This is a genomic window from Paraplanobispora takensis, assembly GCF_016863195.1.
GTDB classification, from domain to species: Bacteria; Actinomycetota; Actinomycetes; order Streptosporangiales; family Streptosporangiaceae; genus Planobispora; species Planobispora takensis.
This window is the reverse complement of the sequence record NZ_BOOK01000001.1, coordinates 105,218-131,896: the sequence shown is the minus strand read 5'-3', so window position 1 is coordinate 131,896 and position 26,679 is coordinate 105,218. Positions and strand designations below refer to the sequence as shown.

Below are 26,679 nucleotides of genomic sequence, written 5' to 3'. Positions count from 1 at the left end.
GGCATCAACACGAGACCAAGCGGCTTGTCCAGCGTTATGCCAGCCCCGTACCGTTAATCGCGTGACGACGCCGCTGCTCCCCGACCCCGAGCCCAGGCGGCGGGACTATGTGATCATCTCTGCCGACGATCACCTGATCGAGCCGCCCGACATGTTCGAGGGACGGCTCCCCGAGAAATACGCCGACCTCGCCCCCAAGGTGGTCGAGACCGAATCCGGCCATCAGGTCTGGCGGTACGGCGGGGCCGCCTACCCGTGCGCCGGGCTCGACGTCGGCGCCGGGCTCCCCCGCGAGCAGTGGACGCTCGACCCGGTCCGGTTCGAGCACATGCGGCCGGGCTGTCACGACATCGAGGCCCGCATCCAGGACATGGACCGGGGCGGCATCTGGGCGTCGCTGTGCTTCCCCGGGATGCTGGCCGGGGAGTCCGGCATGGTCTTCGCCAGGACCCGCGACCAGGACCTCGGCCTGGCCGTGCTGCGGGCGTGGAACGACTGGCACGTCGAGGTCTGGGCGGGCACCTACCCCGAGCGGATCATCGCCCTGCAGCTGCCGTGGCTGACCGATCCGGAGATCGCCGCCAAGGAGATCCGCGACAACGCCTCGCGCGGCTTCAAGGCCGTGCTCTTCCCCGAGTTCCCCTCCCGCCTGCGCCTGCCCTCGATCCACAGCGACCACTGGGACCCGTTCTTCCGGGCCTGCGAGGAGACCGGCACGGTCGTGTGCCTGCACACCGGGAGCGGGTCCTGGGTCCCCGTGCCGTCCAAGGACACCCCGATCGAGGCGATCACCACGCTCATGCCGGCCAGCGCCATGTTCGCCTGCGCCGACTGGCTCTGGTCGGGCGTGCCGCTGCGCTTCCCCGCGCTCCGGATCCTGATCGTGGAGGGCGGCGTGGGCTGGCTGCCGATGCTGGCCGAGCGCGCCGACTACGCGCTGGACCACCCGGTCGCCGGGGAGGCGGCCTGGGAGGGCGGCCTGAAGCCCAGCGAGATCCTGCGCCGCAACTTCTTCTTCGGGACGCTCAACGACCACGCCCTGTCGGGCGTGCGCCTGGCCGTCGGCCTGGAGCACGTCCTGCTGGAGAGCGGCTATCCGCACTCCGACTCCACCTGGCCCGACACCCAGGAGTCCGTCACCGGGAACATGGGCAACCTGCCGCCCGCCGACATCGCCCGGGTGGCCTACGGCAACGCCGCCCGCCTGTTCGGCCACCCGCTCCCCTCGCGCGCCTGGCTCAGGATGGAACAGCTGTGACCCCGGCGCCGCCTCAGGAGGGGACGGCCCGCACGCGCCTGCGCTCCCAGTCGACGTAGCGCCCGCTCTCGCCGAGCAGCGAGCCCATCAGCCACAGGAAGACCCCGAAGTCGTCGACCACCCCGACCAGGAGCAGGAACTCCGGGATCACGTCCACCGGCGAGAGCATGTAGAGCACGCCGAGGCCCATCATGGCCAGCTTGCCCCTGCCCATGCCGGGATAGGTCCCGTTCATCACCCCGCCCAGCAGCCGGGGGATCGCCCGCAGCCTGACGCCGATGCCCGGCGACCCCGGCCTCGACACGTCCCTGTACGCCCGCCAGGCCTGAGCCGCTCGTGCCGCCTTCGCCATGGAACCCCTCCTCGGGAGCACGCTGGTCCGGCCGCGTCCCCTACCCGGCCTCGACACGATATAACGCGTGCTCCCGTCGGCGAGTTCCCCGGCGCTCAGCCGGCGTTCGGGGACAGATCCCGTACGGCCTGCGTGATCGGCACCTCGCCGCCGGGGATGGGGGCCAGCACCGGCGTGTCGAGGCCGTTGTCGACGTACTCCCGGATCCTGGCCCGGCAGGTGGCCGCGTCGCCGTGCACGATGAGGGAGTCGACCACCTCGTCGGGGATGGCCTTGAGGGCCGCCTGGCGGTCTCCGGCCGCCCAGGCCTCGTGCATCGGCCGCAGCACCTCTCCGCGCCCCAGCCAGTCGTGGAAGGCCGCGTAGACCGGCACGGTCAGATAGCTGGCGAGCATCCACCGGCCCAGTTCCCTGACCTTCTCGGCGTCCTCGCTGACGCACACGAACAGCCGGGCGATCAGCTCGGTGTCCGGGCCGATCTCGGCGCGGACCTTCCGGACGTCCTGCGGGGAGAGCCAGTTGGTGATCGCGCCGTCGGCCTCCTCGGCGGCCAGGTGGAGCATCCGGGGCCGCAGGGCCGCAAGGACGATCTTCGGCTGCACCTTGGGGGCGTGCTCCAGCTTGAAGCCCTTGACCTCGAACGTCTCGTACTTCTCGGTGACCTTCTCGCCGGCCAGGGCCTTCTTCAGGAAGCGCAGCGTGTCGCGGGTCCGGGAGAAGGGCTTGACGAACTCCCCGGCGTTCCAGCGCTCGACGATGGCCGGGGAGGAGGCCCCGATGCCCAGGACGAAGCGGTCGGGGGCCAGGTCGGCGAGGGTGGCGGCCGACATGGCCAGCAGGGCGGGGCCCCGGGTGGAGACCGGGACGATCGCGCTGCCCAGGCGCAGTCCCGGCGCCCACTCGGAGGCCAGCGCGAGGGGCGTGAACCCGTCCACGCCGTTGACCTCGGCCGACCAGACGTCGGTGTAGCCGAGCCCGGGCAGTTCGGCCACCAGCTCCTTCGACCGGGCCAGTGAGCGGTCGTAGAAGGGGACCGTCATCCCCCAGCGTGCACCCGTCGCCATCGCGCTGCCTCCCATGGTCCCTCGTCGGTCCCCGTCCGGAACGCCGGAGCTCCACGACTCCGAATTCCAGAACGAGATTCTGGTGTAGCTTGCCGCACCCACCCGGGGAGGCGTCAACACATTGACCATACCAACCGGACGGTATGTCACGGGAGAGGGCCTTCCGCCCCCGCGATGACCGGGAACCCGCACCCCGGCGCTCCGCGTTCAGGAACGCAGCTCGTGCACCCCGGCGATGAAGTCCCGCGCGATGCCGCGCAGGCCCGGCAGGTGGGAGAGCCCGACCAGCCGGTCGACCAGCGGCACGGTCAGCTCGATGAGCCGGTAGGTCTTGCGGCACCCCTCGGAGGTGTCGTGCACCCAGAACAGGACCACGCCCATCGACAGCAGCCAGAGCAGCTCGGGCAGCTCCGCCCGCAGCTCGGCGTCCATCCGGTCGGCGGAGCCCTCCACGACCCGGCGGTAGATCGCGATCGACGACTCACGCGCGGGCGAGGACTCGACGCTGAACGGGCTGAGCGGGTTGGTCGGCTCGGCCGCGTGCTTGAAGAACTTCACCGCGAACTCGTGGTACGGCTCGGAGACCCGCACCCACTCGCGCAGGACCCCGCCCAGGCGCCCGGCGAAGGAGCGCTCGGTGGCCAGCAGGTCCTCGCACGCCGCCTGGTGCTCGGCCTGCGCCCGGTCGTAGTAGGCCTGGATCAGCGCCTCCTTGGAGGCGAAGTAGTAGTAGGCGTTGCCCACCGAGACGCCCGCCTCGGCCGCGATGGCCCGCATCGTGGTCGCCTCGTACCCCCGCTCGCGGAACAGCCGGAGGGCTGTTTCCACGATGATCTCTCGGGTCCTTTCAGATCCCCGGGTCCTCTGAATCGGCGCGCCCACGTTCGTCACTGTACGGCCGATGGCCGGGTTAGGTCATCGCGGCTCATCGTGATCGGCATCACAGCACAAAAATCATGCCGTGAGAGGAGTCGGCCGGTTTGGACGGTGGGGATTGCTCCTGTCGGCGGAAGGGCGAACTGCGACAGGGATGAGGAAATGAGAACACTCCCTCGTACACGCCGGACGGGAGCCGGGACCGGCGCGTCCGCACGGGCGGCCGTCGCCGCCGGGACGCTGCTGGTCCTGCAGGCCTCCTTCGTCACGCTCCTGCCGGAGCCCGCGGCCGCGGCCGACCGCCCCGCACGCCTCGACCACGACCAGGCCGTCAAGCGGCTGGAGCGGGCCGGCCTGAGCTGGACGTCCTCCGGGGGGTGCGCCGACCGCCGGAACCCGCGGTGCACCTCCTTCGACGCGTTACGGGCCGTCAGCCTGAGAAAGGTGATCAAGCTCAAACGCCGCAGCGGCTGCCCGATCACCCTCACCGGCGGCACCGAGGCGGGTCACGAGCACGGCCGCTACAGCCACTACACCGGCTACAAGCTGGACATCGCGCTCAGCGGATGCGTCGACCGCTACATCACGCGGAGATATCCCTTCCACGGCCTGCGCGACGACGGCGCCCGGCTCTACCGCGCCCAGGGCGCGCTGTACGCCCGCACGCCGGACCACTGGGACATCCTGCTGCGCTGAGGCCGCCCGGAGGCGGCTCCGGGACACGACCGCGCCCCGGCGCGCCGTACGGGCGGCACCGGGGCGCGACCGGGGCCGTGCGGCGCGACGCGCCGCACGGCCGTGACTCTGCAGGGGCCTCTAGCCCGCGAACTCCGCCGCGACCAGCTCGGCGATCTCCGCCGCGTTGAGGGCGGCGCCCTTGCGCAGGTTGTCGCCGCAGACGAACAGGTCGAGCGTGTTCGGGAAGTCGAGCGCCTGGCGGATCCGGCCCACGTAGGTCGGGTCGGTGCCCACGACGTCCGCCGGGGTCGGGAAGACGCCGGCTGCCGGGTCGTCCATGACGACCACGGTCGGGGCGGCCTCCAGGATGCGGTGGGCGTCGGCGACGGTGATCTCGCGCTCGAACCTCGCGTGCACGGCCAGCGAGTGGGTGGTGATCACCGGGACGCGGACGCAGGTCGCCGAGACCTTCAGGTCGTCGATCCCGAGGATCTTCCGGGACTCGTTGCGGAGCTTGAGCTCCTCGGAGGCCCAGCCGCCGTCCTTGAGCGAACCCGCCCACGGCACGACGTTGAAGGCCACCGGAGCCGGGAACGGCGACTCGTCGTCGCCCAGCTTGTTCTGGATCGCCTTGCGCACGTCGCCGGCGGTCTGCCCGACCGTACGGTCGCCCGCGAGCGCCTCGACCTCGTCGTAGAGACGGGCCGAACCGGCCACGCCCGCGCCGGAGACCGCCTGGTAGGAGGCGACCACCAGCTCGCGCAGGCCGTACTGCTCGTGCAGCGCGCCCATCGCGGCCATCATCGACAGCGTGGTGCAGTTCGGGGTGGAGATGATGTTCCGCGGGCGGTTGCGCGCCGCCTCGGGGTTGACCTCCGGCACGACCAGCGGCACGTCCGGGTCCATCCGGAAGGTGCCGGACTTGTCGATGACGACCGCGCCGCGCTCGGCGGCGATCGGCACCCAGGTCGCGGAGACCTCGTCCGGCACGTCGAAGATCGCGATGTCGACGCCGTCGAAGACCTCGGGGGTCAGCTCCTGGACGACCAGGTCCTCGCCGCGGACCTGCAGCACCTTGCCCGCGGAACGGGCGGAGGCGACGAGCTTGATCTCGCCGTAGACGTCCTCACGGCTGGAGATGATGTCGCGCATGACGGTGCCGACGGCACCGGTCGCGCCGATAAGGGCAAGAGTGGGCTTGCGAGCGCTCATCGCCCGGTACCTCCGTATACAACGGCCTCAACCTGGTCTGCGTCGAGATCGAACGCGCGGTGCGCGGCGCTGACGGCCGCGTCGACCTCGTCCTGCCCGACGATCACCGAGATGCGGATCTCCGAGGTGGAGATCATCTCGATGTTCACCCCCGCGTCGGCGAGGGCTGCGAAGAAGGTGGCGGTGACGCCGGGGTGCGAGCGCATGCCCGCACCGACCAGGGACACCTTCCCGATCTGGTCGTCGAACTGCAGCGACTCGAAGCCGATGCGGTCCTGGACCTTCTTCAGCGCGGACAGGGCCGTGGGGCCGTCGCTCGTGGGAAGGGTGAAGGAGATGTCCGTCCGGCCGGTCGCCGCCGCCGACACGTTCTGAACGATCATGTCGATGTTGATCTCGGCGTCCGCCAGCGTTTTGAAGATCGTGGCAGCCTCGCCGACCTTGTCGGGAACCCCGACAACGGTGATCTTGGCCTCGCTCCGGTCGTGCGCGACGCCGGAGATGATCGGCTGCTCCATCTCTGTTCCCTCACTGTCGGGGTCGGAGACGACCCACGTGCCTTCCTTGGTGCTGAACGAGCTTCTGACGTGGATCGGAAGGTTGAACCTGCGGGCGTACTCGACGCAGCGCAGGTGCAGGATCTTCGCCCCGCACGCCGCCATCTCCATCATCTCGTCGTAGGAGATCTTGGGGATCTTACGGGCGGTCGGCACGATGCGCGGGTCCGCGGTGAAGACGCCGTCCACGTCGGTGTAGATCTCACACACGTCGGCTTCCAGGGCGGCGGCCAGCGCGACCGCCGTGGTGTCCGAACCGCCCCGGCCCAGCGTGGTGATGTCCTTGGTGTTCTGCGAGACGCCCTGGAAGCCGGCCACGATCGCGATCTGACCGTCGTCGAGGGCCTCCCGGATCCGCCCGGGCGTGACGTCGATGATCCGCGCCTTGCCGTGGGTGGAGTCGGTGATGACGCCGGCCTGGGAGCCGGTGAACGAACGGGCCTCGTGGCCCAGGTTCGCGATCGCCATCGCCAGCAGCGCCATCGAGATGCGCTCGCCGGCGGTCAGCAGCATGTCGAGCTCACGGCCCGGGGGCAGCGGCGACACCTGCTGAGCGAGGTCCAGCAGCTCGTCGGTGGTGTCGCCCATCGCGGAGACGATCACCACGACGTCGTTGCCGGCTTTTTTCGTCGCGACGATCCGCTGCGCGACCCGCTTGATGCAGGACGCGTCGGCGACGGACGAACCACCGTACTTCTGAACAACGAGCGCCACGAGATGTCTCCGAAGCAATCTAGGGCTGTGGAGCCATCAGTCTACTGGGGGACCGATATGGTCCCTCTGGTGTAGACCACTATGTGGACGATCACACCGTCGTGCGCTCTTCGGCCACGTCCAGGCGGGTGTGGGCGACGAGCGCCTGCAACGCCCGCATCGCCGCTCCGGCGTGGTTGCCCCAGGTGTTGAAGTAGGAGTACTGCCACCACCACAGGGCCTCCAGCGGACGCCCCGCCCGATAGTGCCGCAGCCCGTGGTTGAGGTCGGCGGCCACCGCGCTGAGATCGTCCGACAGGCGGTACGGCGTGACGGAGGTGTCCTTGTAGGGATCGAACACCTCGGCGTAGTCGTCGACCGGGCCCAGCCGCTCGGCCAGGGCCGTGCGCAGCGGATCCACGTCGGGGTCCTCGCTCAGGTGCGGCTCCCAGTTGCCGGACAGGATCACGTCCTGACTGGCCCCGAGCTGCGCACCGGCCGAGCTGACCTGGGCGACCTCCACCAGCAGCAGCGGCAGGATGGCGTCGCCGCCCTCGCCACCGGCCAGCCGGGTCAGGCCGTCGAGGTAGTTCTGCGCGTGCACCGCGATCCGGTCCGCGAACGCGCCCCATTCATCAGACATCCAGCAGCCTCCGTCCTTCGAACGCGCGGCCCAAGGTGACCTCGTCGGCGTACTCGAGATCACCGCCTACCGGCAGACCGCTGGCCAGTCGTGTGACTTTCAAACCCATCGGTTTCACCAGACGGGCGAGATAGGTCGCCGTCGCCTCGCCCTCCAGGTTGGGGTCGGTGGCGAGGATCAGCTCCGTCACCTGGCCGTCGGCCAGGCGCGTCATCAGCTCCCGGATGCGCAGATCGTCGGGGCCCACGCCGTCGATGGGACTGATCGCCCCGCCCAGGACGTGGTAGCGGCCGCGGAACTCCCGCGTCTTCTCGATCGCCACGACGTCCTTGGGCTCCTCGACGACGCAGATCACGTGGAGGTCGCGCCGGGTGTCACGGCAGATCCGGCACTCCTCCTCGGCCGCCACATTCCCGCAGATCCGGCAGAAGCGGACCTTCTCCTTGACCTCCAGGAGCGCGTGCGCGAGCCGTTTGACGTCGGTCGGCTCCGCGGCCAGCAGGTGGAACGCGATCCGCTGCGCGCTCTTGGGACCGACGCCGGGCAACATGCCCAACTCGTCGATCAGGTTCTGGACGACCCCTTCGTACATGGCTCAGAGCCCGGGAAGCTGGCCGAGCCCGCCTCCGCCGCCCAGACCCTGGGCCAGCGGGCCGAGCTTCTCCTGCTGCAGGTCGGCCGCGGCCCGCACCGCGTCCCTGATGGCCGCGATGACCAGGTCGGCGATGGTGTCGGCCGTCTCCTGCGGGTCGCCGGGGTCGACGGCCTCCGCGCTGATCTTCAGTTCGAGCAGTTCGCCTCCGCCGTTGACCGTGGCCACGACCAGACCGCCGCCCGCCGAGCCCTCGATCTCCGCGTCGTTCAGCTCCTGCTGGGCGCTCACGAGCTGCTGCTGCATGAGCTGTGCCTGCTCCAGCAGCTGCTGGAGGTTGACATCCCCTGGGTTCACCGTCGTGCGCTCCTCGTCCGTGACGTCAGTCGCAACCGAGCCTACGGGGTTGAGGCCGCATCGTGCACCGGCGCGGGTACGTGTTCCCGGCGGCTTCCGCGATGACTTCCCGAGACTCCCCGGCGGCCCGCCGACGGCTCCCTGATGCCTTCCCGGCGGTTTCCCCGGGGACGCGGGCGTTCTCCCCGTCCGTTCCCCCTGGCGGACCCGGATTCCCACCGGGCCCCGGACCCCCCTCCAGACATCCGGGACCCGGCGGCACAACCACCGGAGCGGCCGCGCACGGCGGCGTGTGATTGAAAGGTAACCGAGCGTGAGTTGCATACACGTTGCACCCGTTCGCTCACCCTGCGCGTGCCTGGTTTGCTTCAATTGGCGGACGGGAAGAAGGCCCTACCGCCGGGTCATCCGGCCGTGGGCCGCAGACCGAGTGGGCATCGAGGGGTGATGTATGACCAGCGGCCACCCGAGGTCCGTCCCGGCCCATCGGCAGGACGCCCATCCGACGCGATTACGCCGCCTGTACGAGGCCGCGCTGACCGGGGGCGGCGGGGACGAGGCGCCGCGCGGTGTGATCTCCGACTCCTGGAGGCGCTCCCTCGACGCCGGCGTCGACCCCGGCATCACCGCGGCCCCGCTCGCCCTCGACAAGGACGACGTCCCGGAGGTGTGGTCCGCGCACCCGATGAGCAGGCTGCTGCCGCTCCTCACCGAGAGCCTCCTGCGCACGGCCGACGAGACCGCCCACGTCCTGGTCGTCACCGACGCGGAGGGGCGCGTGCTCTGGCGGGACGGCAACCACCGGGTGCTGAACCGCGCGGACGAGGTGTGCCTGGCCGACGGCTTCCACTGGGGTGAGGGCGTGGTCGGGACCAACGGCATCGGCACCGCCCTGGCGACCGGCCGGCCGGTCCACGTCCGCTCGGCCGAGCACCTGCTCAGCGTGCTCCATCCGTGGTCCTGCTCGTCGGCCCCGATCACCGACCCCGACAGCGGCAGGGTGATCGGCTGCGTCGACATCAGCGGGATCACGCGCGCCCTGCATCCGGCGACCGTCGCCCTCGTCGAGATCGCGGCGCGGCTGGCCGAGAGCCACCTCGCCCTGTTCATGCGCGAGCGCGACGACCGGTTCCGCACCCGCTACGAGGGCCGCCTGCGGGCGCTGCGCGGCGAGCCGGGCGCCCTGGTGACCACGACCGGCCGGATCGTCGCCGGCGAGCCCGCCGGCACGTGGGAGCGGATCGACCTGCCCCACTCCGGGAACACGGTGGTCCTGCCGGACGGCCGCACCGGCGTGCTGGAGCCGCTGAAGGGCGGCTTCCTGCTGCGTCTCCCCAACCGGACGCACACGCCCGTGCTGGCCCTGTCGTTCCTCGGCGCCGAGCACCCCGTGGCGCGCATCGACGGGGCGACGGTGCCGCTGTCCCTGCGTCACGCCGAGATCCTCGCCCTGCTGGCGCTGCACCCCCGGGGCCTGACGGCCGACCAGCTCTCCTTCCACCTGTACGGCGACGAGGGCAACCCGGTGACGATCCGGGCCGAGATCCACCGCCTGCGCGCCCAGCTCGGCCCGGTCATCTCCGCCAAGCCGTACCGCCTGGCCTGCACCGTCGAGGCCGACTTCGTCACCGTCAGGCGCTCACTCACCGGCGGCGCCGCGACCCCGTTCACCGGCGCCTACGGTGGCCCGCTGCTGCCCCGCTCGGAGTCCCCGGCCATCCGCCGCGAACGCGAAGAGCTGGAGGGCCAGATGCGCGCCCGGGTGCTGCGCCGGGGCACCCCGGAGGATCTGTGGGCCTACGCCGAGACCGAGAGCGGCAGAGACGACATCCAGGTCCTCGAACGCCTGACCACCGCCCTCCCCCCCGACGACCCCCGGGCGGCCACCGCCCGCATCCGCCTGAGCACCCTCGACTGACCCGCAGCCCCGAAATCCCCAGCCGCCTTCAACCCGGTCACGGCCACCCGTGGCCCCGCCGCGCAGGGCACCCCACTCCCTGACCCGGTCACGCCCACCCGTGGCCCCGCAACGCCCCACTCCCTGACCCGGTCACGGCCACCCGTGGCCCCGCCGCGCCGGATACCCCCTCCCGGCGCCGGTACGGCGGGGCGTGGTGCGGCGGTCGCCGGCGCCGCCGTACGGCGGTTCAGCTGTGGTCGATCTCCTCGATGATCCGGCCGCCGAGTTCGCGCTGGATGAGGGCCATGCCGGTGAGCTCGTCGACGTCGGCGTTCGCGTCGTTCAGGGGGTCGACCTCGTCGGCCTCGGGAGCGGGTGCGCGGCCGGGGACGGCGTCGGGCCAGGCGGTCTTGTTGCCTCCGGCCCTGGGGCCCGTCTGGGCGGCGGCCCGGGCGGCCGAGCGGGCGGCGGCCAGGCCGGGGTTCGGCGGGGGAGGCGAGCCGAGGTCCTCCGGCATCGGCGCGTCCGGCCAGGACTCGTCCGTGGTGGTCCGGGCGGGAGCGACGTCGACGGCGGTCCCGGCCCTCGGGCTCTCGGGGGCCGGGCGGGCCGTGTTCTGCGGAGCCGGTCCGTTCTCCTGCTCGGGCGGCGCGGCGGGGGCGGGAACGGAGGCGTGGGCCGTCGCCGTCTCGGGCCGCGGGGCCGGGGCCGGTGACGGAGCGGCCGGGGGCTGCGCGGGGGTGGTCGGCGCCGGGGGACGTCCGCCGGAGGCGGGGACCCCGCCTCCGGAGCCCCCCACGACGGCCTCGACCTTCCAGGTGCCGCCCAGGACGTCCTGCAGGGCCGCCGCGACGACCGCGTCCTTGCCGCCGCCGACGAAGCTCCTCATCGCGCCGACCTGGAGGAACCCGAGGGTCACGACCTTGCCCTCGACACCGACGACCTGCGCGTGGCCGTTCAGCTGGGCCCAGGTGAACTTGCTGCGCTGCTTGACGCCCTCCAGCACCTGCGGCCAGGCCTGCTGGACGGCCCCCGCCTCGGACCCGGACGGGGGCGCGGAGGGTGCCTGCTGCGGCCGGCTCTGGGGCTGCTCCTGGGCCCGCGGCTCCGCGGGGGGGACGCCGGGCCTGGCCGCGGTCGGCCAGTCGTCGTCCTGCCGCGCCGGGGCCGGTGAGGCGGAGACCGCGGCGGGCTGCGGAGCGGCCGCCTGGACGGGCGGCGCGGTCACGGCGGGCACGGAGACACTTGAGGCGCCGGAAGCCGGACCGGGCTGGACGGGCGATCCGTACGCCGCCGGAGCGGAGGGCGCGCTGGGGACCGCCGCGGCGGGAGGCACGTACGCCGCGGGGGCGGAGGGCGCGGGGACCGCCGCGGCGGGAGGCACGTACGCCGCGGGGGCGGAGGGCGCGGGGACCGCGGCGGGGGACGCGTAAGCCATCGGGGACGCACCGGAGGACGCGTACGCCGCGGGGGCGGGGGACGCGTATCCCGCCGGGATCGCCGCGCCGCCCTGCTCCAGCCGCTCCAGGCGGGCGAGCAGGGCCGCCTCGTCCTGCGTGGCCGCGGGCAGCAGCACCCGGGCGCACATCAGCTCCAGCAGCAGCCGGGGCGAGACCGCCCCGCGCATCTCGATCAGGCCGGCGTTGAAGACCTCCGCGGCCCGGGTCAGGTCGGCGGGGCCCATCGAGGCGGCCTGCGCCTGAAGGCGCTCCAGCTCGTCGGCCGGACGGTCGAGCAGGCCGCTGCCGGCCGCGCCGGGCACGTTGGCCAGGATCACCAGGTCGCGGAAGCGCTCCAGCAGGTCCATGGCGAAGCGGCGGGGGTCGTGGCCGCCCTCGACCACCCGGTTCACGGCCTGGAAGACCGCGGCGCCGTCCCGGGCCGCGAAGGCCGCGACCACGTCGTCGAGCAGGTCGCCGTCGGTGTAGCCGAGCAGGGAGACCGCGCGGGCGTAGGTGATGCCGTTCTCGTCGGAGCCGGCGTACAGCTGGTCGAGGATCGACAGCGAGTCGCGCGCGGAGCCCGCGCCGGCGCGCACGACCAGCGGCAGCGCGGCGGGCTCGAAGGGGACGTCCTCGGAGGTGAGGATCTCCTCCATGAGCGTGCGCAGGGCCGCCGGCGGGATCAGCCGGAAGGGGTAGTGGTGGGTGCGGGACTTGATCGTCCCGATGACCTTCTCCGGCTCGGTGGTCGCGAAGACGAACTTCAGGTGGGGCGGGGGCTCCTCGACGAGCTTGAGCAGCGCGTTGAACCCCTCGCGGGTCACCATGTGCGCCTCGTCGATGATGTAGATCTTGTAGCGCGCCGACACGGGCGCGAAGAAGGCCCGCTCGCGCAGGTCGCGGGCGTCGTCGACGCCACCGTGCGAGGCCGCGTCGATCTCGATGACGTCGAGGTGGCCGGGACCGGTGGGGGCCAGCGCGACACAGGACTCGCACTCGCCGCACGGGTCGGGGGTCGGGCCCTTCTCACAGTTGAGCGAGCGGGCCAGGATCCGCGCGCTGGAGGTCTTGCCGCACCCGCGAGGACCGCTGAACAGATAGGCGTGGTTGATCCGGCCGCTCCGCAGCGCCTGCCGCAGCGGCTCGGTGACGTGCTCCTGACCCTTGACCTCGGCGAAGGTCCCGGGTCGGTATTTGCGGTAGAGCGCCAGACTCATCCAGGGAGCTCCCGCCTTCGAGGGGTCCTGCAACGAAGGAACCCCTCGCACACCCGCCAGAGCCCGCTTATCCTTGCTGCCTTCCGGCCCTGGGGAGGTTCACAGGATGACGCCGCGCGAGGGGTCCGGACACAGTCTATCCTCCCGCCGCAGTGCTCGGACCCATGAATCCCGCGGACCGCGTCCTTCGGGTCTCCCCCGACACCCCCGAACCGACGCCCCCGGAATGGTGTGCGACGCACTCTCGAAAGTCCGCTAAGCTTTGCGGCGGAGGATTCGCCTAGTTGGCCTAGGGCGCACGATTGGAAATCGTGTTGGGGGCAACCCCTCAGGAGTTCAAATCTCCTATCCTCCGCCATCCCGAAGGGGCCGGACCACTCATGTGGTCCGGCCCCTTCCGGCGTTCGGGGAGGTTCCCCGGCCCGCCCCGGTCACGCTCAGGTGTCCGAGGGCAGTTCCAGGACCCTGGCGTGCAGCACCGAGCGCTGGTGCAGAGCCGAGCGCAGAGCGCGGTGCAGGCCGTCCTCCAGATACAGCTCGCCACGCCACTGGACCACGTGCGGGAAGAGGTCGCCGTAGAACGTGGAGTCCTTGGCGAGCAGGGAGTGCAGATCCAGCACCGCTTTCGTGGTGATCAGGGTGTCGAGCCGGACCTGCCGCGGCGGGATCTGCGCCCACTCGCGGTTGGAGAGGCCGTGTTCGGGGTAAGGCCGTCCATCGCCGACCAGCTTGAAGATCACCCATGTATTTTAGGAGAGATTCCGCCTCTTTGCCTGCCGTGGCATCCCCTTCTTACCTGCTCGGACCTCCCGCCCAGGCCGGAGAAGCCTTTTCAGATCCCTCCGGAGAAGGTGTCGCACCGGTTGGGGTCGCCGGTCTCGTAGCCGGTGGTGAACCACTTGACCCGCTGCTCCGACGTGCCGTGCGTGAACCCCTCGGGATCGACCCGGCCCTGCGCGCGTTCCTGGATGTTGTCGTCACCCACGGCGGCGGCCGCGCTCAGCGCCTCCTGGATGTCGGCCTGGGTGAACGGCTTCTCGAACAGCCCGGTCTCGTAGGCGTTCTTGGCCCACGCGCCCGCGTAGCAGTCCGCCTGCAGCTCCACCCGGACCGACCCGCTCTCGGCTCCCTGCCGGTCGTTCTGCGAGCGGCCGAGGGCGCCGGTCAGATTCTGGATGTGGTGACCGTACTCGTGACCGATCACATAGGCCTGCGCGAACGGCCCGCCCTCGGCCCCGAACCTGCTCTGCAGCTGCTCGAAGAAGCTCAGGTCGAGATAGACCCGCCGGTCGTTCGGGCAGTAGAACGGCCCCACCGAGGAGTCGGCGGCGCCGCAGCCGGTGTTCGTCGCACCGGAGAACAGCACGGTCTTGGCCGGCTGGTACCCGTCGACGACCGTGGGCCAGTACTCCTGGATGCTGTTGACCACGCCGACCACCCGGCACTCCTCGTTCTGGTCGGCGTCCTCTCCCGTCTTGCACTGCGCCCCCAGATTCGAGCTGGGGCTCACCGGCTCGGGGTCTCCGCCGGTGATGTTGCCGGGATTGACCCCGAATATCAGCGCCACGATGAGCGCGATGATCCCCGCTGCGCCACCGCCGACCGCGAGCCCGCCGCCGGGGAGTCCTCCCCGGCCGCCCCTCTCGACCTGCGAGCTGTCCAGCTGGACATCGTCCTTGAAATCCATCGCCGACGTCCCTTCACTCCGCTTGGGCACCTCCTCTGCCCCGAGAAGCGTCCGGCATGCCGCCGGCGGGAACGGCCCTGCGGAGGTTCGTTCCCACTCAACCCCCGACATTCGTCACATTCAGTCAAATCAACGTAGCGTTGAGTGATTATCCCAGCTCAGGGGCGGGTATCCCGGAAATGTCAGACGCGATCGCCCATCCTCCCGGGACACGGCACCGGCCGGTGAGAGCCGTGCGCCCACCCCGTCCCCGCCCCGCCCCGCGCCGTACGGCGCCGCCCGGGGCACGGTCATCCCCCGAGGAGAACCATGACCGACGACACCAAACGCGCAATCCGTACCGCCCTGCAGACCGCCGTGGGCGTCTGCGTGGCGCTCCCGCTGATCGTGGACGCCACGGGCGTCCCCGAGGCGCTGCCCGGCGTCGCGACCGCCCTGGCCGTGGCCGGGGCCTTCGCCCGCGTGATGGCGATCCCCGCCGTCCAGTCCCTGCTTCCCCGCTGGCTGCGCACGGACGCGCCCCCCGCGGCGGCGGAGCAGTAGGAACCCGCCGGACACGGCGAAGGGCCTCCGGCCCGGTTTCCCGGATCGGAGGCCCTCCCGTGGCGGTGGTGGTGGGATTTGAACCCACCCGCTCACCAAGTCTGATCTGTCCGAACTCGAATTTTAGCCGGTCGGAGCGAACCAAGACAGATCCCGCCGGACAACTCCGGACACGATTGGACGCGAGAGTCCCCCAAATGGGGGAACTGACGATCTTTGCGGAATATAAAGCGAAACGGCACCTCCGAATCGGAGTGCCGTCTTCATGTGGACCTCTGCGGTCCGACGTATCTAGCGCGCCTCGAGTGCCGCCTCTTCTGGAGGATCCGGCTCCATGAGCCCGAGCGCTTTCCGTATGGCCGGTAGCTCTTCCTTCGGCCGGTGCCGGCTCGCGTGGCTCATGACGACCCGCCGGTCGTAGCCGGGAAGCATCGCGATGACCACCACGTGACCGTGGCGGCGGATGGAGTACGCGTAGCGCTCGGGGAGAGCACACTCATAAACGCCCGCGACGAGCGTCTTGACCTCGGACAAAGGGACCTACCCCGGGAACGGCCTCGGCGACCATGACATGTGGTGATCGAATCGTAGAGGGTCCCGGCGAGCACCCGTCAAGCTGCTACTGGAACAAAACCCCCAGAAGGCATAAAAAGCCTGATCGGGGTACAGAGGACACCAATACGGGCGTCCGAAACGTCACCAAAGTGACATCCCTAACGTTTACACATCGACGCCCATCTCCCGCAAGGCAGCGCGCATGATCTCGTCGAGCTTGCTCTCCGCCCTCGCACGGTCCTCGTCACTCATCTGGGTCAGGGCATGCTTGACCACAGCAGAGGTTTGGTCGAATTGGTCAGTCACAGTATGTTGAATCGATAATTCCTCGCCATCGACACCTATTTCAGCGAGCGTATCTATGGGTAAGGGTATTGGTTCGCCACCTTCCAGGACAGCCTGAATTGACCCAGGCTTCCATCGGTAGGCATGCTCAGCGCGCAGCAAGGTCGTGTCTTCGTAGCTGTCACGGCGCGACTCTTCCAGGTTGCTAGTAGTGCGCTGCGTCAGCAGGTGAGGGTGGTCGTCGACGAAGTTCTTGCGATACCGCCATCGTGTCTCAACGGCTCTCGATAACTCGATTCGGCGCGCCTTGAGTAGATCGCCCAGCCGCACCCACTGGGGGCCGACACTCATCGCTTTTACTCCTTGCTCAAGGTTGGCGGACCAACCTGTGTCTACAGGTGGGGCTGTACGCACAAGCATGGTCACGCACCGCATCATCTACGGAATCAAAAACTGGCGTCAATGCCCAAACCGGCAACAGTATGCCCACAGCTCAGCGTTCATGCACGTGGGGGGGTACCTCGCGGAAGTTGATTCAAACATGCGTGCGACTTTGCCAAAAATGGCAAGTATGCCTATTGTGGCTCTATGACACATTCGTCCCTCGCTCACAACGGCGAGACGATCCGAGCACTGCGCAAGCTGCACCACCGCACCGTGACCGACCTGGCCGGGGCCGTCGGGATCACCCCCCAGTCGATGAGCAACATCGAGCTGGAGCACAAGACCGCGTCGGCGACCACTCTCAACAAGATCGCGGGGGAGCTCGGCGTGGGCCTCGGCGCCATCTGCCGCACCCGCATCGCCACTGAGCCGTCGCCCGCGATGGCGGACGCCTGATGGCCGCCCGCTCCTGCCGCCCGCTCCTGCCCGACCCCAAGGCCCGCCCGACGATCTCCGTCCCGGAGGCGGGCGAGCTGCTCGGCCTCGGCCGGTCGGCCAGCTATGAAGCGGCCAAGCGCGGCGACATCCCCACCATCTCGATCGGCCGGACTCTCAAGGTCCCCACGGCCAAGGTCCTGCACCTGCTCGGCCTGACGGCCTGACGCAGAAGGCCCTCGGAAGCCGACTGCAACGGCTTCCGAGGGCGCACCCCACCCCGCGCACAGACAACGGATCAGAGAACGGAGAAGGGCCTTGAGCAAACGATATGTCCCCACCCTGGAGGAGCGCATCGCGAGTCTCGGCCACCGCTGGCCCATCGGCACGCTCATCCGCCACTACGGAAGCGGCCTCCGCGGTGTGGTCGTTCCCGTCCGCGACGTGATCGCGGCGCGCTGGAACGACGGCCGCCCGGGGCACGCGGCCCTGCTGCCCTTCCGCGACCGAGACGGCCTCGGCGGGCTGCTGCACATCCGCTGGGAGCACGGAGACGCCTGCTGGGTCCGAGTGGACATGCTCACCATGATCGACCGGACCGGCCTCTACCGGGTGCACGGCCGGATGGGTGCCGCCCCGATGCACCGCCTGGCCAACGACCCGGCTCGTCCCGGCGAGCAGGTCCTGGTCCCACTCGGCCACCCGCTGCCCGACGGTTGGCGCTGGACGGCCCGCGACGAGCAGCTCGTCGGCAGGGGCGGGGCGGCCGCGTGAACCCCGAGGAACCCGGCACCTCGCTGAACCCGGTGGACGGCGTCGAATGACCCCGCTCCGTCCGGCGCCGACTCCGCGACCTCGTCACCGAAGCACCAATGATCGGGGGATCACCACTCATGGCACGTAGCCACGGCCGGGTCTCCACCCGACTCTGGACCCGCGACGAGGACTTCCGCGCACTGTCTCTTCCCGCCCAGTGGCTGTACCTGTTCCTCCTCGCCCAGCCCGACCTCAGCCACGCCGGGCTCATCCCCATGCGGCTGCGCCGATGGGCCGGGGCCGCCGCCGGCCTGACCGTCAGCGACGTCGCCGCGGCGGTGGAAGAGCTCTCCCAGGCCAGGTTCGTCCTCGTCGACCACGACACCGAGGACCTCCTCGTCCGGACCCTGATGCGTAATGACGGTGTCGCCCGGCAGCCCAACGTCTTCAAGGCCGCCGTCGAGCAGATCCGCGAGATCACCTCCCCCGCTCTGCGCGCCGCCATCGCCACCGAACTGGTGAGGATCGACAACGAGGACACGCACCCCGAGGTCAGAGCCCTCATCACCGACCTGCTTCCCACTCTCGGGGAGGGGTCCGCCACCCCTTCCGGCAACCCTTCGGCACCCCCTTCCGGCGGGGTTGCCGCCCCCCTTCCGAGCACCATCCCCGTGCAGACATGTGGAGATAAGTACGGAGAGCAAGTAACAACTGCTTCCCCCTCTCCACATGTCCCTTCGCCCCCGGCGGCCACGCGCGCACCCGCGCGCGACGACGCCCGGCCGGTCCCGGACGAGATCACCAAGATCTGCGAGCACCTCGCCGACCGCATCGCCGCCAACGGCTCGAAGCGCCCCACGATCACCAAGCGCTGGCTTGACGCCGCCAGCCGCATGATCGAAGTAGACGGTCGCCTTCCCGCGGACATCCACGCCGCCATCGAGTGGAGCCAGGACCACGAGTTCTGGCGGGCCAACATCCTGTCGATGCCCAAGCTGCGCCAGAAGTACGACCAGATGCGCCTGCAGGCCGAACGTGGTCGCAACCCCGGCCAGCCTTCCAGCCGATCCACGACCGACGAGCGCGTCCGGCAGGCCCACGAAGCCGGACGCAGCCTCGCCGCGAAAATCGCCACCCAGCACAACCAGCAGACCCGAGGGGAGCTCACATGACCATCGAGGAGACCGCCGACATCCTCGCCCTGTGCGCTGGCTACGACAGCCGCCGCGTCGGCGAGGCCGACATCCTCGCCTGGCACCGCGCCATCGGTGACCTGCTGTTCGAGCAGGCCCGCGAGGCCGTGTTCGAGCACTACACCAACAGTCGCGAGCGGATCATGCCCGCCGACGTCCGCACTCGGGTCAAGATCATGCGGGCCCGGCAGATCGAGCGCGCTCCCATCCCCGCGCCCTCGGGTGACGACCCCGTCCGCTACCGGAAGGAGCTGCTCACCAGGATCCAGGCCATCGCCGACGGCAAGCAGGTCGGCCTGGCCATCACGCGCGGCGGCAACTCCCGGCCCGCTCCCGCCTTCCTCGACGCCCGCGGTGACCGGAACCCGGCACGGCTCGACGCGCTGCAAGTCCGCTGCCCCTGGGAGCCCTGCCACGCGGCCGTCGGCCGCCACTGCGTCAACCCCGACGGCGGACCCCTCCGCAGCTCCCCCGCCCACCCCGGGCGTATCCAAGCCGCCAAGCAGCAGCGCGGAGCGGCATGACCGAGACCCTGTGCGAGGTGCCCGGCTGCGACAGGCCGAGCCCGGACGGCGCCCCGGTCTGTGCGAGCTGCGGCACCGAGCTCCACCAGCACCTGGTGGAGGTGGTCGACGGCCTGGCGGCCGACCTCGACGCAGCCCTGGCCCGCCAAGCCCGGCTCGGCGGAGTCGGACGCCGCGGCGCCGAAACGCCCCTGCCGTACGGCGAAGCCTCCGCCGAAGCGATCTGGGTGCTGCGCACGGCTCTGGTCGGCTGGGTGCGGATTCTGGAGGCGGAGGACCAGCCCTTCGGTCCGACGTGCCCGGGACGGTGTGAGCACGGATCCTGCACGTGGGTGACCACGCAGACCCTGCCCGACGACACGCTGCCGTCGATGGCGAGCTGGCTTGCCCGGCGCGTCCAGGGCATCCGCTGGCACCCGGCGGGCGGCGAGGCGGTCGACGAGCTCATCGACGCTGTACGGCAGGCGCGTCGTGCGATCGACCGCAGAGCCGACCTGGTCTACTGCGGGCCGTGCGGCTCCCCCGACGAGGACGGGCAGACCTGCATGGCCGACCTCTACGCCCGCCCCGACGCCCCGGTGGTCAGGTGTCGATGCGGTGCGGCCATCGACGTCCACGACCGCCGCATGTGGCTGCTGCGGCAGGCGGAGGAGGCCCTCGGTACCGCGGCCGAGATCGCTCGGGCTCTGACCCGTCTGGATCAGCCGGTGACCCCTGAGCGCATCCGGCAGTGGAACCGGCGCGACCGGCTCATCCCGCGCGACCACGACGCCCGCGGCCATCCGCTGTACCGGGTCGGCGATGTCCTGGCCCTCCTGTAGGACCTCGAACGCTTGGTCTCATGCCTGCCCTGCACTGTGTGCAGGGCAGGCATCCTCCTCGCCGACCCGGAGTTCGTCTCCGTCCGAGCTGAATGGCGGAGGCTGGATAGACGCCTTGAGCTGCGCGCTTGCAAAGGAAGATCGCCACCTGTCACACTAGAGATCTGCGGGGATAACTGTGCCCGCGATCAGAGAAGCCCCGCCATGTGCGGGGCTTTCGCATGTTCTGGGGATGTGAGAGGGACGTTCTCCATGTCGCCATCCCAGCCCGGAAGACCATCGGCAAGCAGCAGTCGGCATCGGTCGGGGCGGCCGTACCTACGAGCCCGACGGCAGATGTTCGCCATGTTCGGCGACCTCTGCCACCTGTGCGGGCACCACGGCGCAGGCGAGGCCGACCACCTGGTGCCCGTCGCCATCGACGCCGACCAGCCCATCGACCCGTACGGCATGCGGCCGGCGCACGGTTCCAGTTCGCCCTGCCCGGTGTGCAGCCGCAAGTGCAACCAGGAACGCGGCACAGGCACGATCATCGCTCCGCTGTACACATCCCAAGACTGGTAGCCCTCAGGGAACGAGCAGGTTGATAGCAACGCCGATCGGGATGGACGCGAGCACGCCGAGGGCGAAGAACATCCACTGCTGACGACGCTCGGCGCGGATGGTGGCCTTGGTCTCGCCGACGAGGATCTGCCGGATCTTCTCGGCCTGCTCCTGGTTGAACTCCAGGAGCCGCTCCTGTTCCTCAGCCTGAGCGAGGAGCGCTTCCCGTGCGGCCTGCTGGGCGGCCAGGTCGCGCTTGAGGTCGTCCATGAGACGGGCAGCCTCAGTAAACGCCGTGTTGACCGCGTCGATGCGGTAGCGAAGCGCTTGGCGGGGGTCCTCGGTTCCTTTGTCGACTTGGGCAAGACGCTGCCTACCCTCACGTCTCATGCCTTCGGCGATCAGTACACCTATACCCAGGCTTAAGAGAGTAAGGACCAGTTGTCCAGGAGGCAGAGAACCCCCGTCCTCGTAGATGGCGGCATTCACAAGTACCAAGAGGAGGATCGTGATGCCTCCAACGACGAGGATGGTGACTCGGATCTTGGTCCAGAGCGAGGTACGCGGTGGCAGCTTCTTCGGATCCATCCGGCTATTTCACCCTCGTGCGGCTTTAGCCAGTAGGCCTGTGATCGAATCGCGATTCACTCTCGGGTGATCACGAATTGAGTTCAAGCCTCAGCTCAAGATCATTAAATCATGGTCATAATTCGAGTTATATTCCTGCACAAATCCCCCGGCCTCGACGACTGGCCTCATTTGAAACCGCCCCCATTGGATCGGAAGACACCCAAGAAGCGTCACGGATTTTTAGGGCATGCGCCCGACTCACCCCGCGCCCCCCTTTCCGCCTCTCTCTCCGCGTCATGTGAACGAAGATCATCGGGGGTGCCTGGTGACGGAGGACCTGCTCAGCGCCGTACGGAGCGGCGATCGGCGTGCGTCGCTGGAGGCGATCCGCGACCGCCTGGCCGCTGAGCTGGTCGAGGCGGACGGCAAGAACGCGGCGAGCATCGCGAAGGAGTTGCGGGCCACGCTCGCCGAATTGGACGCCCTGCCGGGCGGTGAGGAGTCGAAGCTTGATGACCTCGCAGCACGGCGTGCGGCTCGGCGCGCAGACGCCACGGGTCGGGAGATGGCCTGACTATGTCTCGTCGGCCAACGCCGAGGTGATCGAACTGGCGGAGTCCGCCGGGCTGGTCCTGGACCCGTGGCAGCAGTTCGTCCTGACACACGGGCTCGGCGAGCAGCGCGACGGCCGCTGGTCGGCCTTCAAGGTCTCCTGCTGGGTGCCGCGCCAGAACGGCAAGGGCGGCATCATCGAGGCCCGCGAGCTGGGCGGGCTGTTCCTGCTCGGCGAGAAGCTGATCCTGCACTCGGCGCACGAGTACAAGACCGCGCAGGAAGGGTTCCTCCGGATCAGGGGCCTGATCGAGGGCACTCCAGACCTGGACCGGCGGGTGAACCGGTACTGGCAGGCCAACGGCGAGCAGGGTGTCGAGCTGACCCGCGCCGCGGGCGGCGGCCGGCTGCGGTTCATCGCCCGGTCCAAGGGTTCGGGCCGGGGTTTCTCCGGGGACTGCAACATCCTGGACGAGGCCCAGGAGCTGACCGGCCCGCAGATGGCCGCGCTCCTGCCGACCATGTCGGCCCGGCCGAACCCGCAGCTGTGGTTCTTCGGCACCCCGCCGGACGACCCGGCCGCGTGGGCGTACGGCCTGCGCGAGGACGGCGAGGCCGGAACACCGCGCATGGCGCACTTCGACTGGGGCGCCGACCTGGACCTGTCGAACCCGGAAGACCGAAGGCGCGCCCTGGTCGACCGGGACCTCTGGTACGCCTGCAACCCCGCGCTCGGGCGGCGCATCACCGAGGACTTCGTCACCGACGAGGCCAAGCCGTCCGGCCTGGGCGACCGGTTCGCCGTGGAACGGCTGGGCGTGTGGCCGCCGCGGGCCGCTGATGGCCCGTCCGTGCTGGACCTCGCGGCGTGGGAGGCGCTGGCTGATCCGGAGTCGCGCCGTACCGGCGCGGTCTCCTTCGCCATCGACATCACCCCGTCGCGGGACTGGGCGTGCATCGCAGCGTACGGCCTGCGCGACGACGGCCTGGGCCACGCCGAGGTCATCGACCGGCGGCCGGGAACCGACTGGCTCGTGGAGCGCCTGGTCCAGCTCGCCGACCGGTGGCGGCCGGTGGCGATCGGCCTGGATCTCAAGGGCCCGGCCGGATCACTGCTGGTGGACCTGGAGAAGGCCGGGATCGTCCGGCCTGACGACCCAGATCGTCCGGCGCGCGGCCAGCTGGCCATCCCCGGCGCCCAGGAGGTCGCGGCCGCCTGCGGGCAGCTCGCCGACGCCGTCACCCAGGGCTCTCTCCGGCACATCGGCCAGGACGTGCTCACCGAGGCGATCCGCGGGGCGAAGACCCGACCGCTGGGTGACGCCTGGGGCTGGGGCCGGCGGATCTCCTCCGTCGACATCTCGCCGCTGGTGGCGGTGACGCTCGCCCGGTGGGCGTATGAGACCCGCGCGCACCTGGTCAGCACCGACTATGACCCGCTCGCCAACATTTTCTAACCCTGGGAGGGCCCATGGAGTCGTGGCTGTTGCGTGCCGCCGAGTTCGGGGGCACGGCGGCCCGCAACGCCCGCGCGGTGCTGCCGGGCCTGGCCGGGGCCGCCCTGGTGTGCTGGGGCGTCGCCCTGATCTACGTCCCGGCGGCACTCATCCTCGCCGGGGTCTTCCTGCTCCTGCTCGACGGGAGGGCCTGATCGTGGGCGTGTTCTGGCGTCGCCGGTCCTCACCGGAGCGGCGGCAGGTCATGCTGCCGCCCGCGTTCGTCCGATCCAGCTTCGACCAGGTGGACCTGTCGCGGACGGAGACCAGCCTGCAGAAGGTCGCGGTCTGGTCGTCGGTGGACCTCATCGCCTCGCTGGCGTCCGAGCTGCCGATCGACGTCTACCGGGGCGAGGGCACCGACCGGACGCTCCTGAAGACCCCTACCTGGCTGCTCGACCCCGGCGCCGATGAGCACGGCGTGGAGGACTGGCTGTTTCAGCTCCTGATGTCGCTGCTGCTGCGCGGCAACATCTACGGCATCATCAGGGACCGCAACCGGCGGGGTGATGCCTTCCCTACGGCGGTGGAGCTGCTGCATCCCGACCACGTGACCGTGCGCCTGGTCGACGGGGAGCCGGTGTTCGCCTTCGACGGCCGGGACATCCCGAAGGCGGACCTGTTCCACCGCCGCGCCTACCCGCTGCCGGGCGTGGTCCTGGGCCTGTCGCCGATCGCGAACCACGCCACGACGATCGGCCTGGGCATCGCCGTGACCCGCTTCGGCGCGCAGTGGTTCACCGACGGCGCGCATCCCGGCGGGATGCTGACCAACACCGAGGTCGACATGACCCCGGACCTGGCGCGCACCGCCAAGGAGCGGTTCATGGCCGCGCTGCGGGGCACCCGCGAGCCGGTCGTGCTGGGCAAGGGCTGGAACTACCAGCAGATCCAGATCGCGCCGGAGGAGTCCCAGTTCCTGGAGACCCACCAGTTCACCGGGGCCGAATGCGCCCGGATCTTCGGGCCGGGCCTGGCCGAAGTGCTCGGCTACGAGTCGGGCGGGTCGATGACCTATAGCAATGTGGAGTCCCGCAGCACCCACCTGCTCGTCTACGCGCTGAACCGGTGGCTCCGGCGCACCGAGCGAGTCCTGACGGCGATGCTCCCGCGCGGCCAGTACGCCCAGTTCAACCGGGACGCCCTGCTCCAGACCACGACCTTGACCCGCTTCCAGGCGCACGAGATCGCGCTGCGCAACGGCTGGTCGACGGTCAACGAGGTCCGCGCCATCGAGGACAAGCCCCCGGTCCCCTGGGGCGATCAGCCGATCCCGGCGGGCTCGCCGGCCGCGGGCGACGACAGCGAGAGCGAGAAGTGATGGAGACGTTGCGGGACCTGGACGTCGTGCGCGCGGCCGCGGGCACAGTACGGCTGACCAGGGCGGAGGCGGACGGCGCGATGCCGACCATGGTGGTGCGCTTCTCGCCGTTCGGCGTCTGGTACGAGATCAACTCCTACTGGGAGGGCCGGTTCCTGGAGCGCACCGAGCGCGGCGCGTTCACCAAGACCATGACCGAGCAGGGCTCGCGGGTGAAGGTGCTGTTCAACCACGGCGGGGACTTCCAGATCGGGGACAAGGTTCTCGGCATCGCCGAGAACCTGCGCGAGGACATCGACGCGGCCGCCGGGGACGTGCCGCTGTTCGACACGAGCTACAACCGGGACCTGCTGCCTGGCATCGAGGCCGGGGCCTACGGCAGCTCGTTCATGTTCCGCGTCATCAAGGACGAGTGGAACGACGAACCCGGCCGGTCCGAGCACAACCCGGACGGCATCCCCGAGCGCACGATCCGGGAGGTCCGGCTGTTCGAGTTCGGGCCGGTGACCTGGCCCGCGAACCCGGAGGCGACCGCCGGAATCCGCTCCCTGACTGACGACTTCTATGCGCGGCTGCGTGACCGTGACCCCGGACGGGTCGCCGACCTGGAGGCCCGCGTCCAACGACTTCGCACTCCCGATCTGGGAGCCGCACCCACACCATCCGGCGAGCCGGCCGCGGGCCACTCGGGCGGACTGACGCCACGCGAACGGCGCTGGCGTCGCTACCCGTACCTCAAGGAAGGAGTGTCACGATGACGCTGGAGGAGATCCGGGCTAGGCTCGCCGCCATCGAGGACGAGCGCCGGGACCTGGACGAAGCCGCCGGAGACGCCGCCCTCGGCGAGGAGGCGCAAACCCGCTGGGACGCGCTGGACACCGAAGAGACCGACCTGCGCGGCCAGCTCGACGAGGCCGAGCGGCGCGAGCGCGTCGCCGAGTCCCGCCAGCGCTGGCAGACCGTACAGATCGGCCAGCCGGTCACGCCGTTCGACGGCACGGACGTCACCCGCATGGGCGGCCGCGAGCTGGTCGACCGGGCCCGCGCGGTGCTCGGCGACGACGGCGCGGGCGGCCACCTGGCCGACGCCCAGCGGACCCGCCTGGAGCGGCTGCTGCAGACCCGCAACGACAACGTCGACGGCGCGCTGCTGGCCCGCCGTCTGCTGGTCACCGAGGACCCGGACTACCGTGAGGCGTTCATGCGGCTGGTCAGCCGGGCGACGCCGGTCCTGACCCCGGAGCAGTCCCGCGCCGTCCAGCGGTTCGAGGAGTTCCGCGCCATGTCGATCGGCGTGGACGCGGGCGGCGGCTACGGCGTGCCGGTCCTCATCGACCCGACGATCATCCTGACCGCCCAGGGCAGCCCGAACGACTTCTTCAACCTGGCGCGCATGGAGACCATCACCACCGAGGCCTGGAAGGGCGTCTCCTCCGCCGGGGTGACCTGGCAGTTCCGGGCGGAGGCCGCGGCCGCGACCGACAACTCCCCGGCGCTGGCCCAGCCGACCGTGCCGGTCCACCGGGCGGACGGCTACATCCCGTACTCCCTGGAGGTCGACCAGGACTATCCGGGGTTCGCCGCGGAGATGTCCCGCCTGCTCGGCGAGGGCTACAGCGAGCTGCTGGTCAGCAAGTTCACCACCGGCACCGGAGTCAACGAGCCGACCGGCATCGTCACCGCCCTGGACGCGACGCCCGCCTCGGAGGTCGCGACCGGCGTGGGCGGCACCCTGGCCGCCGGCGACATCAACAAGGTCTGGGCGGCGCTGCCGATCCGCTACCGCAACGCCCGTTGCGCGTGGATGACCTCCACGAACGTCAACAACCTCATCCAGCAGCTCGGCGCCGGCGGCAACGACAGCGCCTTCACCGTGTCGTTCACCGAGGAAGGCGTGATGGTCCTCAAGGGCCGCCGGGCCTACCTCAACGACTACATGGCGGCCATGCCCGCCGGAACCGCCGCCGGGAACATCGCGGTCGTCGGCGACTGGTCCAACTACCTGATCGCGCAGCGCGCGGGCATGTCGGTGGAGCTGGTGCCGCACGTCTTCGACGCCACGAGCAACATGCCGACCGGCCAGCGGGCCTGGTTCGCCTGGGCGCGCGTGGGCGCCGACTCCATCAACGACGCGGCCTTCCGGCTGCTGCAGAACAAGACCACCTGAGAAGGG

At 70.3% G+C, this 26,679-nt stretch carries 31 protein-coding genes, 1 tRNA gene and 1 other RNA gene; 18 read left to right on the top strand and 15 right to left on the bottom strand.

The window, feature by feature from the left end:
- Positions 1-61: 61 nt before the first annotated feature.
- Complete coding sequence (locus Pta02_RS00690; RefSeq protein ID WP_239129172.1) at positions 62-1,258, top strand: amidohydrolase family protein; 1,197 nt, start codon at positions 62-64, stop codon at positions 1,256-1,258.
- Between the two features lie 13 nt (positions 1,259-1,271).
- On the opposite strand, the gene Pta02_RS00685 is transcribed toward Pta02_RS00690, so the two are convergent.
- From Pta02_RS00685 to Pta02_RS00675, 3 genes are all read right to left on the bottom strand, one after another.
- On the bottom strand, positions 1,272-1,610 hold the full coding sequence (locus tag Pta02_RS00685; RefSeq protein WP_203872628.1) for a YkvA family protein: 339 nt from the start codon (positions 1,608-1,610) through the stop codon (positions 1,272-1,274).
- A gap of 95 nt (positions 1,611-1,705) precedes the next feature.
- Entirely contained in the window at positions 1,706-2,674 is a 969-nt protein-coding gene (locus Pta02_RS00680; RefSeq protein ID WP_203872627.1) for an LLM class F420-dependent oxidoreductase, read from the bottom strand.
- Positions 2,675-2,881: 207 nt separating this feature from the next.
- A complete protein-coding gene (locus Pta02_RS00675; RefSeq protein ID WP_239129169.1) occupies positions 2,882-3,502 on the bottom strand; it encodes a TetR/AcrR family transcriptional regulator in 621 nt (206 codons plus the stop codon).
- 210 nt (positions 3,503-3,712) lie between these two features.
- Here Pta02_RS00675 and Pta02_RS00670 point away from each other — a divergent pair, with 210 nt between their 5' ends.
- Complete coding sequence (locus Pta02_RS00670) at positions 3,713-4,246, top strand: hypothetical protein (protein WP_203872626.1); 534 nt, start codon at positions 3,713-3,715, stop codon at positions 4,244-4,246.
- Between the two features lie 120 nt (positions 4,247-4,366).
- Here the strand turns inward: Pta02_RS00670 and Pta02_RS00665 are convergent, their stop codons facing one another.
- The 5 genes from Pta02_RS00665 to Pta02_RS00645 all read right to left on the bottom strand — a co-directional run bounded on the left by Pta02_RS00665 (position 4,367) and on the right by Pta02_RS00645 (position 8,282).
- Positions 4,367-5,440, bottom strand: coding sequence for an aspartate-semialdehyde dehydrogenase (locus Pta02_RS00665; RefSeq protein WP_203872625.1), 1,074 nt, complete (start codon positions 5,438-5,440; stop codon positions 4,367-4,369).
- Positions 5,437-6,711: an aspartate kinase gene (locus tag Pta02_RS00660; RefSeq protein WP_203872624.1), complete on the bottom strand. Its 1,275-nt coding sequence runs from the start codon at positions 6,709-6,711 to the stop codon at positions 5,437-5,439. The genes Pta02_RS00665 and Pta02_RS00660 overlap by 4 nt, the downstream gene beginning before the upstream one ends.
- A 91-nt stretch (positions 6,712-6,802) precedes the next feature.
- Complete coding sequence (locus tag Pta02_RS00655) at positions 6,803-7,333, bottom strand: DUF5063 domain-containing protein (protein WP_203872623.1); 531 nt, start codon at positions 7,331-7,333, stop codon at positions 6,803-6,805.
- The gene (gene recR / locus Pta02_RS00650; protein ID WP_203872622.1) at positions 7,326-7,925 is read right to left on the bottom strand and encodes a recombination mediator RecR; all 600 of its coding nucleotides are present in this window, start codon (positions 7,923-7,925) and stop codon (positions 7,326-7,328) included. The genes Pta02_RS00655 and recR overlap by 8 nt, the downstream gene beginning before the upstream one ends.
- Before the next feature lie 3 nt (positions 7,926-7,928).
- Positions 7,929-8,282, bottom strand: a complete 354-nt coding sequence (locus Pta02_RS00645; RefSeq protein ID WP_203872621.1) for a YbaB/EbfC family nucleoid-associated protein — start codon at positions 8,280-8,282, stop codon at positions 7,929-7,931.
- 451 nt (positions 8,283-8,733) lie between these two features.
- On the opposite strand from Pta02_RS00645, the gene Pta02_RS00640 reads away from it, so the two are divergent.
- Positions 8,734-10,200, top strand: a complete 1,467-nt coding sequence (locus Pta02_RS00640; protein WP_203872620.1) for a GAF domain-containing protein — start codon at positions 8,734-8,736, stop codon at positions 10,198-10,200.
- Positions 10,201-10,429: 229 nt separating this feature from the next.
- Here Pta02_RS00640 and Pta02_RS00635 read toward each other — a convergent pair whose 3' ends face one another.
- Together Pta02_RS00635 and ffs are read right to left on the bottom strand one after the other, a co-directional pair.
- The gene (locus Pta02_RS00635) at positions 10,430-12,841 is read right to left on the bottom strand and encodes a DNA polymerase III subunit gamma and tau (RefSeq protein ID WP_203872619.1); all 2,412 of its coding nucleotides are present in this window, start codon (positions 12,839-12,841) and stop codon (positions 10,430-10,432) included.
- Positions 12,842-12,872: 31 nt separating this feature from the next.
- Positions 12,873-12,971, bottom strand: an RNA gene (gene ffs / locus Pta02_RS00630) — signal recognition particle sRNA small type.
- Between the two features lie 139 nt (positions 12,972-13,110).
- On the opposite strand from ffs, the gene Pta02_RS00625 reads away from it, so the two are divergent.
- A tRNA-Ser gene (locus Pta02_RS00625) sits at positions 13,111-13,199 on the top strand.
- 79 nt (positions 13,200-13,278) lie between these two features.
- Here Pta02_RS00625 and Pta02_RS00620 read toward each other — a convergent pair.
- Complete coding sequence (locus Pta02_RS00620) at positions 13,279-13,581, bottom strand: type II toxin-antitoxin system VapB family antitoxin (RefSeq protein WP_203872618.1); 303 nt, start codon at positions 13,579-13,581, stop codon at positions 13,279-13,281.
- 92 nt (positions 13,582-13,673) lie between these two features.
- Complete coding sequence (gene ypfJ, locus Pta02_RS00615; protein WP_203872617.1) at positions 13,674-14,528, bottom strand: KPN_02809 family neutral zinc metallopeptidase; 855 nt, start codon at positions 14,526-14,528, stop codon at positions 13,674-13,676.
- Positions 14,529-14,837: 309 nt separating this feature from the next.
- Between ypfJ and Pta02_RS00610 the strand changes: the two genes are divergently transcribed.
- Positions 14,838-15,071 carry a hypothetical protein gene (locus tag Pta02_RS00610; protein WP_203872616.1) on the top strand — a complete coding sequence of 78 codons (234 nt, stop codon included), beginning with the start codon at positions 14,838-14,840 and terminating at the stop codon, positions 15,069-15,071.
- Between the two features lie 291 nt (positions 15,072-15,362).
- Here the strand turns inward: Pta02_RS00610 and Pta02_RS00605 are convergent, their stop codons facing one another.
- The gene (locus tag Pta02_RS00605; protein ID WP_203872615.1) at positions 15,363-15,605 is read right to left on the bottom strand and encodes a hypothetical protein; all 243 of its coding nucleotides are present in this window, start codon (positions 15,603-15,605) and stop codon (positions 15,363-15,365) included.
- Positions 15,606-15,791: 186 nt separating this feature from the next.
- Positions 15,792-16,262: a hypothetical protein gene (locus Pta02_RS00600; RefSeq protein WP_203872614.1), complete on the bottom strand. Its 471-nt coding sequence runs from the start codon at positions 16,260-16,262 to the stop codon at positions 15,792-15,794.
- Between the two features lie 237 nt (positions 16,263-16,499).
- Between Pta02_RS00600 and Pta02_RS00595 the strand changes: the two genes are divergently transcribed.
- The 7 genes from Pta02_RS00595 (at position 16,500) to Pta02_RS00565 (ending at position 20,588) form a co-directional block, all read left to right on the top strand.
- Complete coding sequence (locus Pta02_RS00595) at positions 16,500-16,751, top strand: helix-turn-helix domain-containing protein (RefSeq protein ID WP_203872613.1); 252 nt, start codon at positions 16,500-16,502, stop codon at positions 16,749-16,751.
- Positions 16,751-16,957, top strand: coding sequence for a helix-turn-helix domain-containing protein (locus Pta02_RS00590; protein WP_203872612.1), 207 nt, complete (start codon positions 16,751-16,753; stop codon positions 16,955-16,957). The genes Pta02_RS00595 and Pta02_RS00590 overlap by 1 nt, the downstream gene beginning before the upstream one ends.
- A gap of 91 nt (positions 16,958-17,048) precedes the next feature.
- Complete coding sequence (locus Pta02_RS00585; protein ID WP_203872611.1) at positions 17,049-17,504, top strand: hypothetical protein; 456 nt, start codon at positions 17,049-17,051, stop codon at positions 17,502-17,504.
- A 119-nt stretch (positions 17,505-17,623) separates the two neighbouring features.
- On the top strand, positions 17,624-18,658 hold the full coding sequence (locus tag Pta02_RS00580; protein WP_203872610.1) for a phage replication protein O: 1,035 nt from the start codon (positions 17,624-17,626) through the stop codon (positions 18,656-18,658).
- Positions 18,655-19,203, top strand: coding sequence for a zinc finger domain-containing protein (locus Pta02_RS00575; protein WP_203872609.1), 549 nt, complete (start codon positions 18,655-18,657; stop codon positions 19,201-19,203). The genes Pta02_RS00580 and Pta02_RS00575 overlap by 4 nt, the downstream gene beginning before the upstream one ends.
- Positions 19,200-20,024, top strand: coding sequence for a hypothetical protein (locus Pta02_RS00570; protein ID WP_203872608.1), 825 nt, complete (start codon positions 19,200-19,202; stop codon positions 20,022-20,024). The genes Pta02_RS00575 and Pta02_RS00570 overlap by 4 nt, the downstream gene beginning before the upstream one ends.
- A 336-nt stretch (positions 20,025-20,360) precedes the next feature.
- Positions 20,361-20,588 (top strand): hypothetical protein, encoded by a 228-nt coding sequence (locus Pta02_RS00565; protein ID WP_203872607.1) that lies wholly within the window; start codon positions 20,361-20,363, stop codon positions 20,586-20,588.
- A gap of 3 nt (positions 20,589-20,591) precedes the next feature.
- On the opposite strand, the gene Pta02_RS00560 is transcribed toward Pta02_RS00565, so the two are convergent.
- The gene (locus Pta02_RS00560; protein ID WP_203872606.1) at positions 20,592-21,155 is read right to left on the bottom strand and encodes a hypothetical protein; all 564 of its coding nucleotides are present in this window, start codon (positions 21,153-21,155) and stop codon (positions 20,592-20,594) included.
- Between the two features lie 307 nt (positions 21,156-21,462).
- Here Pta02_RS00560 and Pta02_RS00555 point away from each other — a divergent pair, with 307 nt between their 5' ends.
- Genes Pta02_RS00555 through Pta02_RS00530 form a run of 6 tightly spaced genes read left to right on the top strand, consistent with a single transcriptional unit; the run spans position 21,463 to position 26,673 of the window.
- Complete coding sequence (locus Pta02_RS00555; protein ID WP_203872605.1) at positions 21,463-21,711, top strand: hypothetical protein; 249 nt, start codon at positions 21,463-21,465, stop codon at positions 21,709-21,711.
- Positions 21,650-23,146 carry a terminase large subunit domain-containing protein gene (locus Pta02_RS00550; RefSeq protein WP_203872604.1) on the top strand — a complete coding sequence of 499 codons (1,497 nt, stop codon included), beginning with the start codon at positions 21,650-21,652 and terminating at the stop codon, positions 23,144-23,146. Before Pta02_RS00555 ends, Pta02_RS00550 begins: the two co-directional genes overlap by 62 nt.
- A gap of 14 nt (positions 23,147-23,160) precedes the next feature.
- Positions 23,161-23,340, top strand: coding sequence for a hypothetical protein (locus Pta02_RS00545; RefSeq protein WP_203872603.1), 180 nt, complete (start codon positions 23,161-23,163; stop codon positions 23,338-23,340).
- Positions 23,341-23,348: 8 nt separating this feature from the next.
- Positions 23,349-24,506 carry a phage portal protein gene (locus tag Pta02_RS00540; RefSeq protein ID WP_203872602.1) on the top strand — a complete coding sequence of 386 codons (1,158 nt, stop codon included), beginning with the start codon at positions 23,349-23,351 and terminating at the stop codon, positions 24,504-24,506.
- Complete coding sequence (locus tag Pta02_RS00535; RefSeq protein WP_203872601.1) at positions 24,506-25,264, top strand: HK97 family phage prohead protease; 759 nt, start codon at positions 24,506-24,508, stop codon at positions 25,262-25,264. The genes Pta02_RS00540 and Pta02_RS00535 overlap by 1 nt, the downstream gene beginning before the upstream one ends.
- Entirely contained in the window at positions 25,261-26,673 is a 1,413-nt protein-coding gene (locus tag Pta02_RS00530; protein ID WP_203872600.1) for a phage major capsid protein, read from the top strand. The genes Pta02_RS00535 and Pta02_RS00530 overlap by 4 nt, the downstream gene beginning before the upstream one ends.
- The last annotated feature ends 6 nt before the right edge of the window (positions 26,674-26,679 follow it).

What these genes read in the sequence shown, in the direction of transcription:
- Pta02_RS00570 (WP_203872608.1), top strand. Translation starts at nt 19,200, where the DNA reads ATGACCGAGACCCTGTGCGAGGTGCCCGGCTGCGACAGGCCGAGCCCG.
- Pta02_RS00640 (WP_203872620.1), top strand. Translation starts at nt 8,734, where the DNA reads ATGACCAGCGGCCACCCGAGGTCCGTCCCGGCCCATCGGCAGGACGCC.
- Pta02_RS00665 (WP_203872625.1), bottom strand. Translation starts at nt 5,440, where the DNA reads ATGAGCGCTCGCAAGCCCACTCTTGCCCTTATCGGCGCGACCGGTGCC.
- Pta02_RS00575 (WP_203872609.1), top strand. Translation starts at nt 18,655, where the DNA reads ATGACCATCGAGGAGACCGCCGACATCCTCGCCCTGTGCGCTGGCTAC.
- Pta02_RS00680 (WP_203872627.1), bottom strand. Translation starts at nt 2,674, where the DNA reads ATGGCGACGGGTGCACGCTGGGGGATGACGGTCCCCTTCTACGACCGC.
- Pta02_RS00685 (WP_203872628.1), bottom strand. Translation starts at nt 1,610, where the DNA reads ATGGCGAAGGCGGCACGAGCGGCTCAGGCCTGGCGGGCGTACAGGGAC.
- Pta02_RS00550 (WP_203872604.1), top strand. Translation starts at nt 21,650, where the DNA reads ATGACCTCGCAGCACGGCGTGCGGCTCGGCGCGCAGACGCCACGGGTC.
- Pta02_RS00535 (WP_203872601.1), top strand. Translation starts at nt 24,506, where the DNA reads ATGGAGACGTTGCGGGACCTGGACGTCGTGCGCGCGGCCGCGGGCACA.
- Pta02_RS00560 (WP_203872606.1), bottom strand. Translation starts at nt 21,155, where the DNA reads ATGGATCCGAAGAAGCTGCCACCGCGTACCTCGCTCTGGACCAAGATC.
- Pta02_RS00545 (WP_203872603.1), top strand. Translation starts at nt 23,161, where the DNA reads ATGGAGTCGTGGCTGTTGCGTGCCGCCGAGTTCGGGGGCACGGCGGCC.
- Pta02_RS00600 (WP_203872614.1), bottom strand. Translation starts at nt 16,262, where the DNA reads ATGAGTGTCGGCCCCCAGTGGGTGCGGCTGGGCGATCTACTCAAGGCG.
- Pta02_RS00655 (WP_203872623.1), bottom strand. Translation starts at nt 7,333, where the DNA reads ATGTCTGATGAATGGGGCGCGTTCGCGGACCGGATCGCGGTGCACGCG.
- ypfJ (WP_203872617.1), bottom strand. Translation starts at nt 14,528, where the DNA reads ATGGATTTCAAGGACGATGTCCAGCTGGACAGCTCGCAGGTCGAGAGG.
- Pta02_RS00565 (WP_203872607.1), top strand. Translation starts at nt 20,361, where the DNA reads ATGTTCGCCATGTTCGGCGACCTCTGCCACCTGTGCGGGCACCACGGC.
- Pta02_RS00530 (WP_203872600.1), top strand. Translation starts at nt 25,261, where the DNA reads ATGACGCTGGAGGAGATCCGGGCTAGGCTCGCCGCCATCGAGGACGAG.
- Pta02_RS00580 (WP_203872610.1), top strand. Translation starts at nt 17,624, where the DNA reads ATGGCACGTAGCCACGGCCGGGTCTCCACCCGACTCTGGACCCGCGAC.
- Pta02_RS00595 (WP_203872613.1), top strand. Translation starts at nt 16,500, where the DNA reads ATGACACATTCGTCCCTCGCTCACAACGGCGAGACGATCCGAGCACTG.
- recR (WP_203872622.1), bottom strand. Translation starts at nt 7,925, where the DNA reads ATGTACGAAGGGGTCGTCCAGAACCTGATCGACGAGTTGGGCATGTTG.
- Pta02_RS00635 (WP_203872619.1), bottom strand. Translation starts at nt 12,841, where the DNA reads ATGAGTCTGGCGCTCTACCGCAAATACCGACCCGGGACCTTCGCCGAG.
- Pta02_RS00590 (WP_203872612.1), top strand. Translation starts at nt 16,751, where the DNA reads ATGGCCGCCCGCTCCTGCCGCCCGCTCCTGCCCGACCCCAAGGCCCGC.
- Pta02_RS00610 (WP_203872616.1), top strand. Translation starts at nt 14,838, where the DNA reads ATGACCGACGACACCAAACGCGCAATCCGTACCGCCCTGCAGACCGCC.
- Pta02_RS00670 (WP_203872626.1), top strand. Translation starts at nt 3,713, where the DNA reads ATGAGAACACTCCCTCGTACACGCCGGACGGGAGCCGGGACCGGCGCG.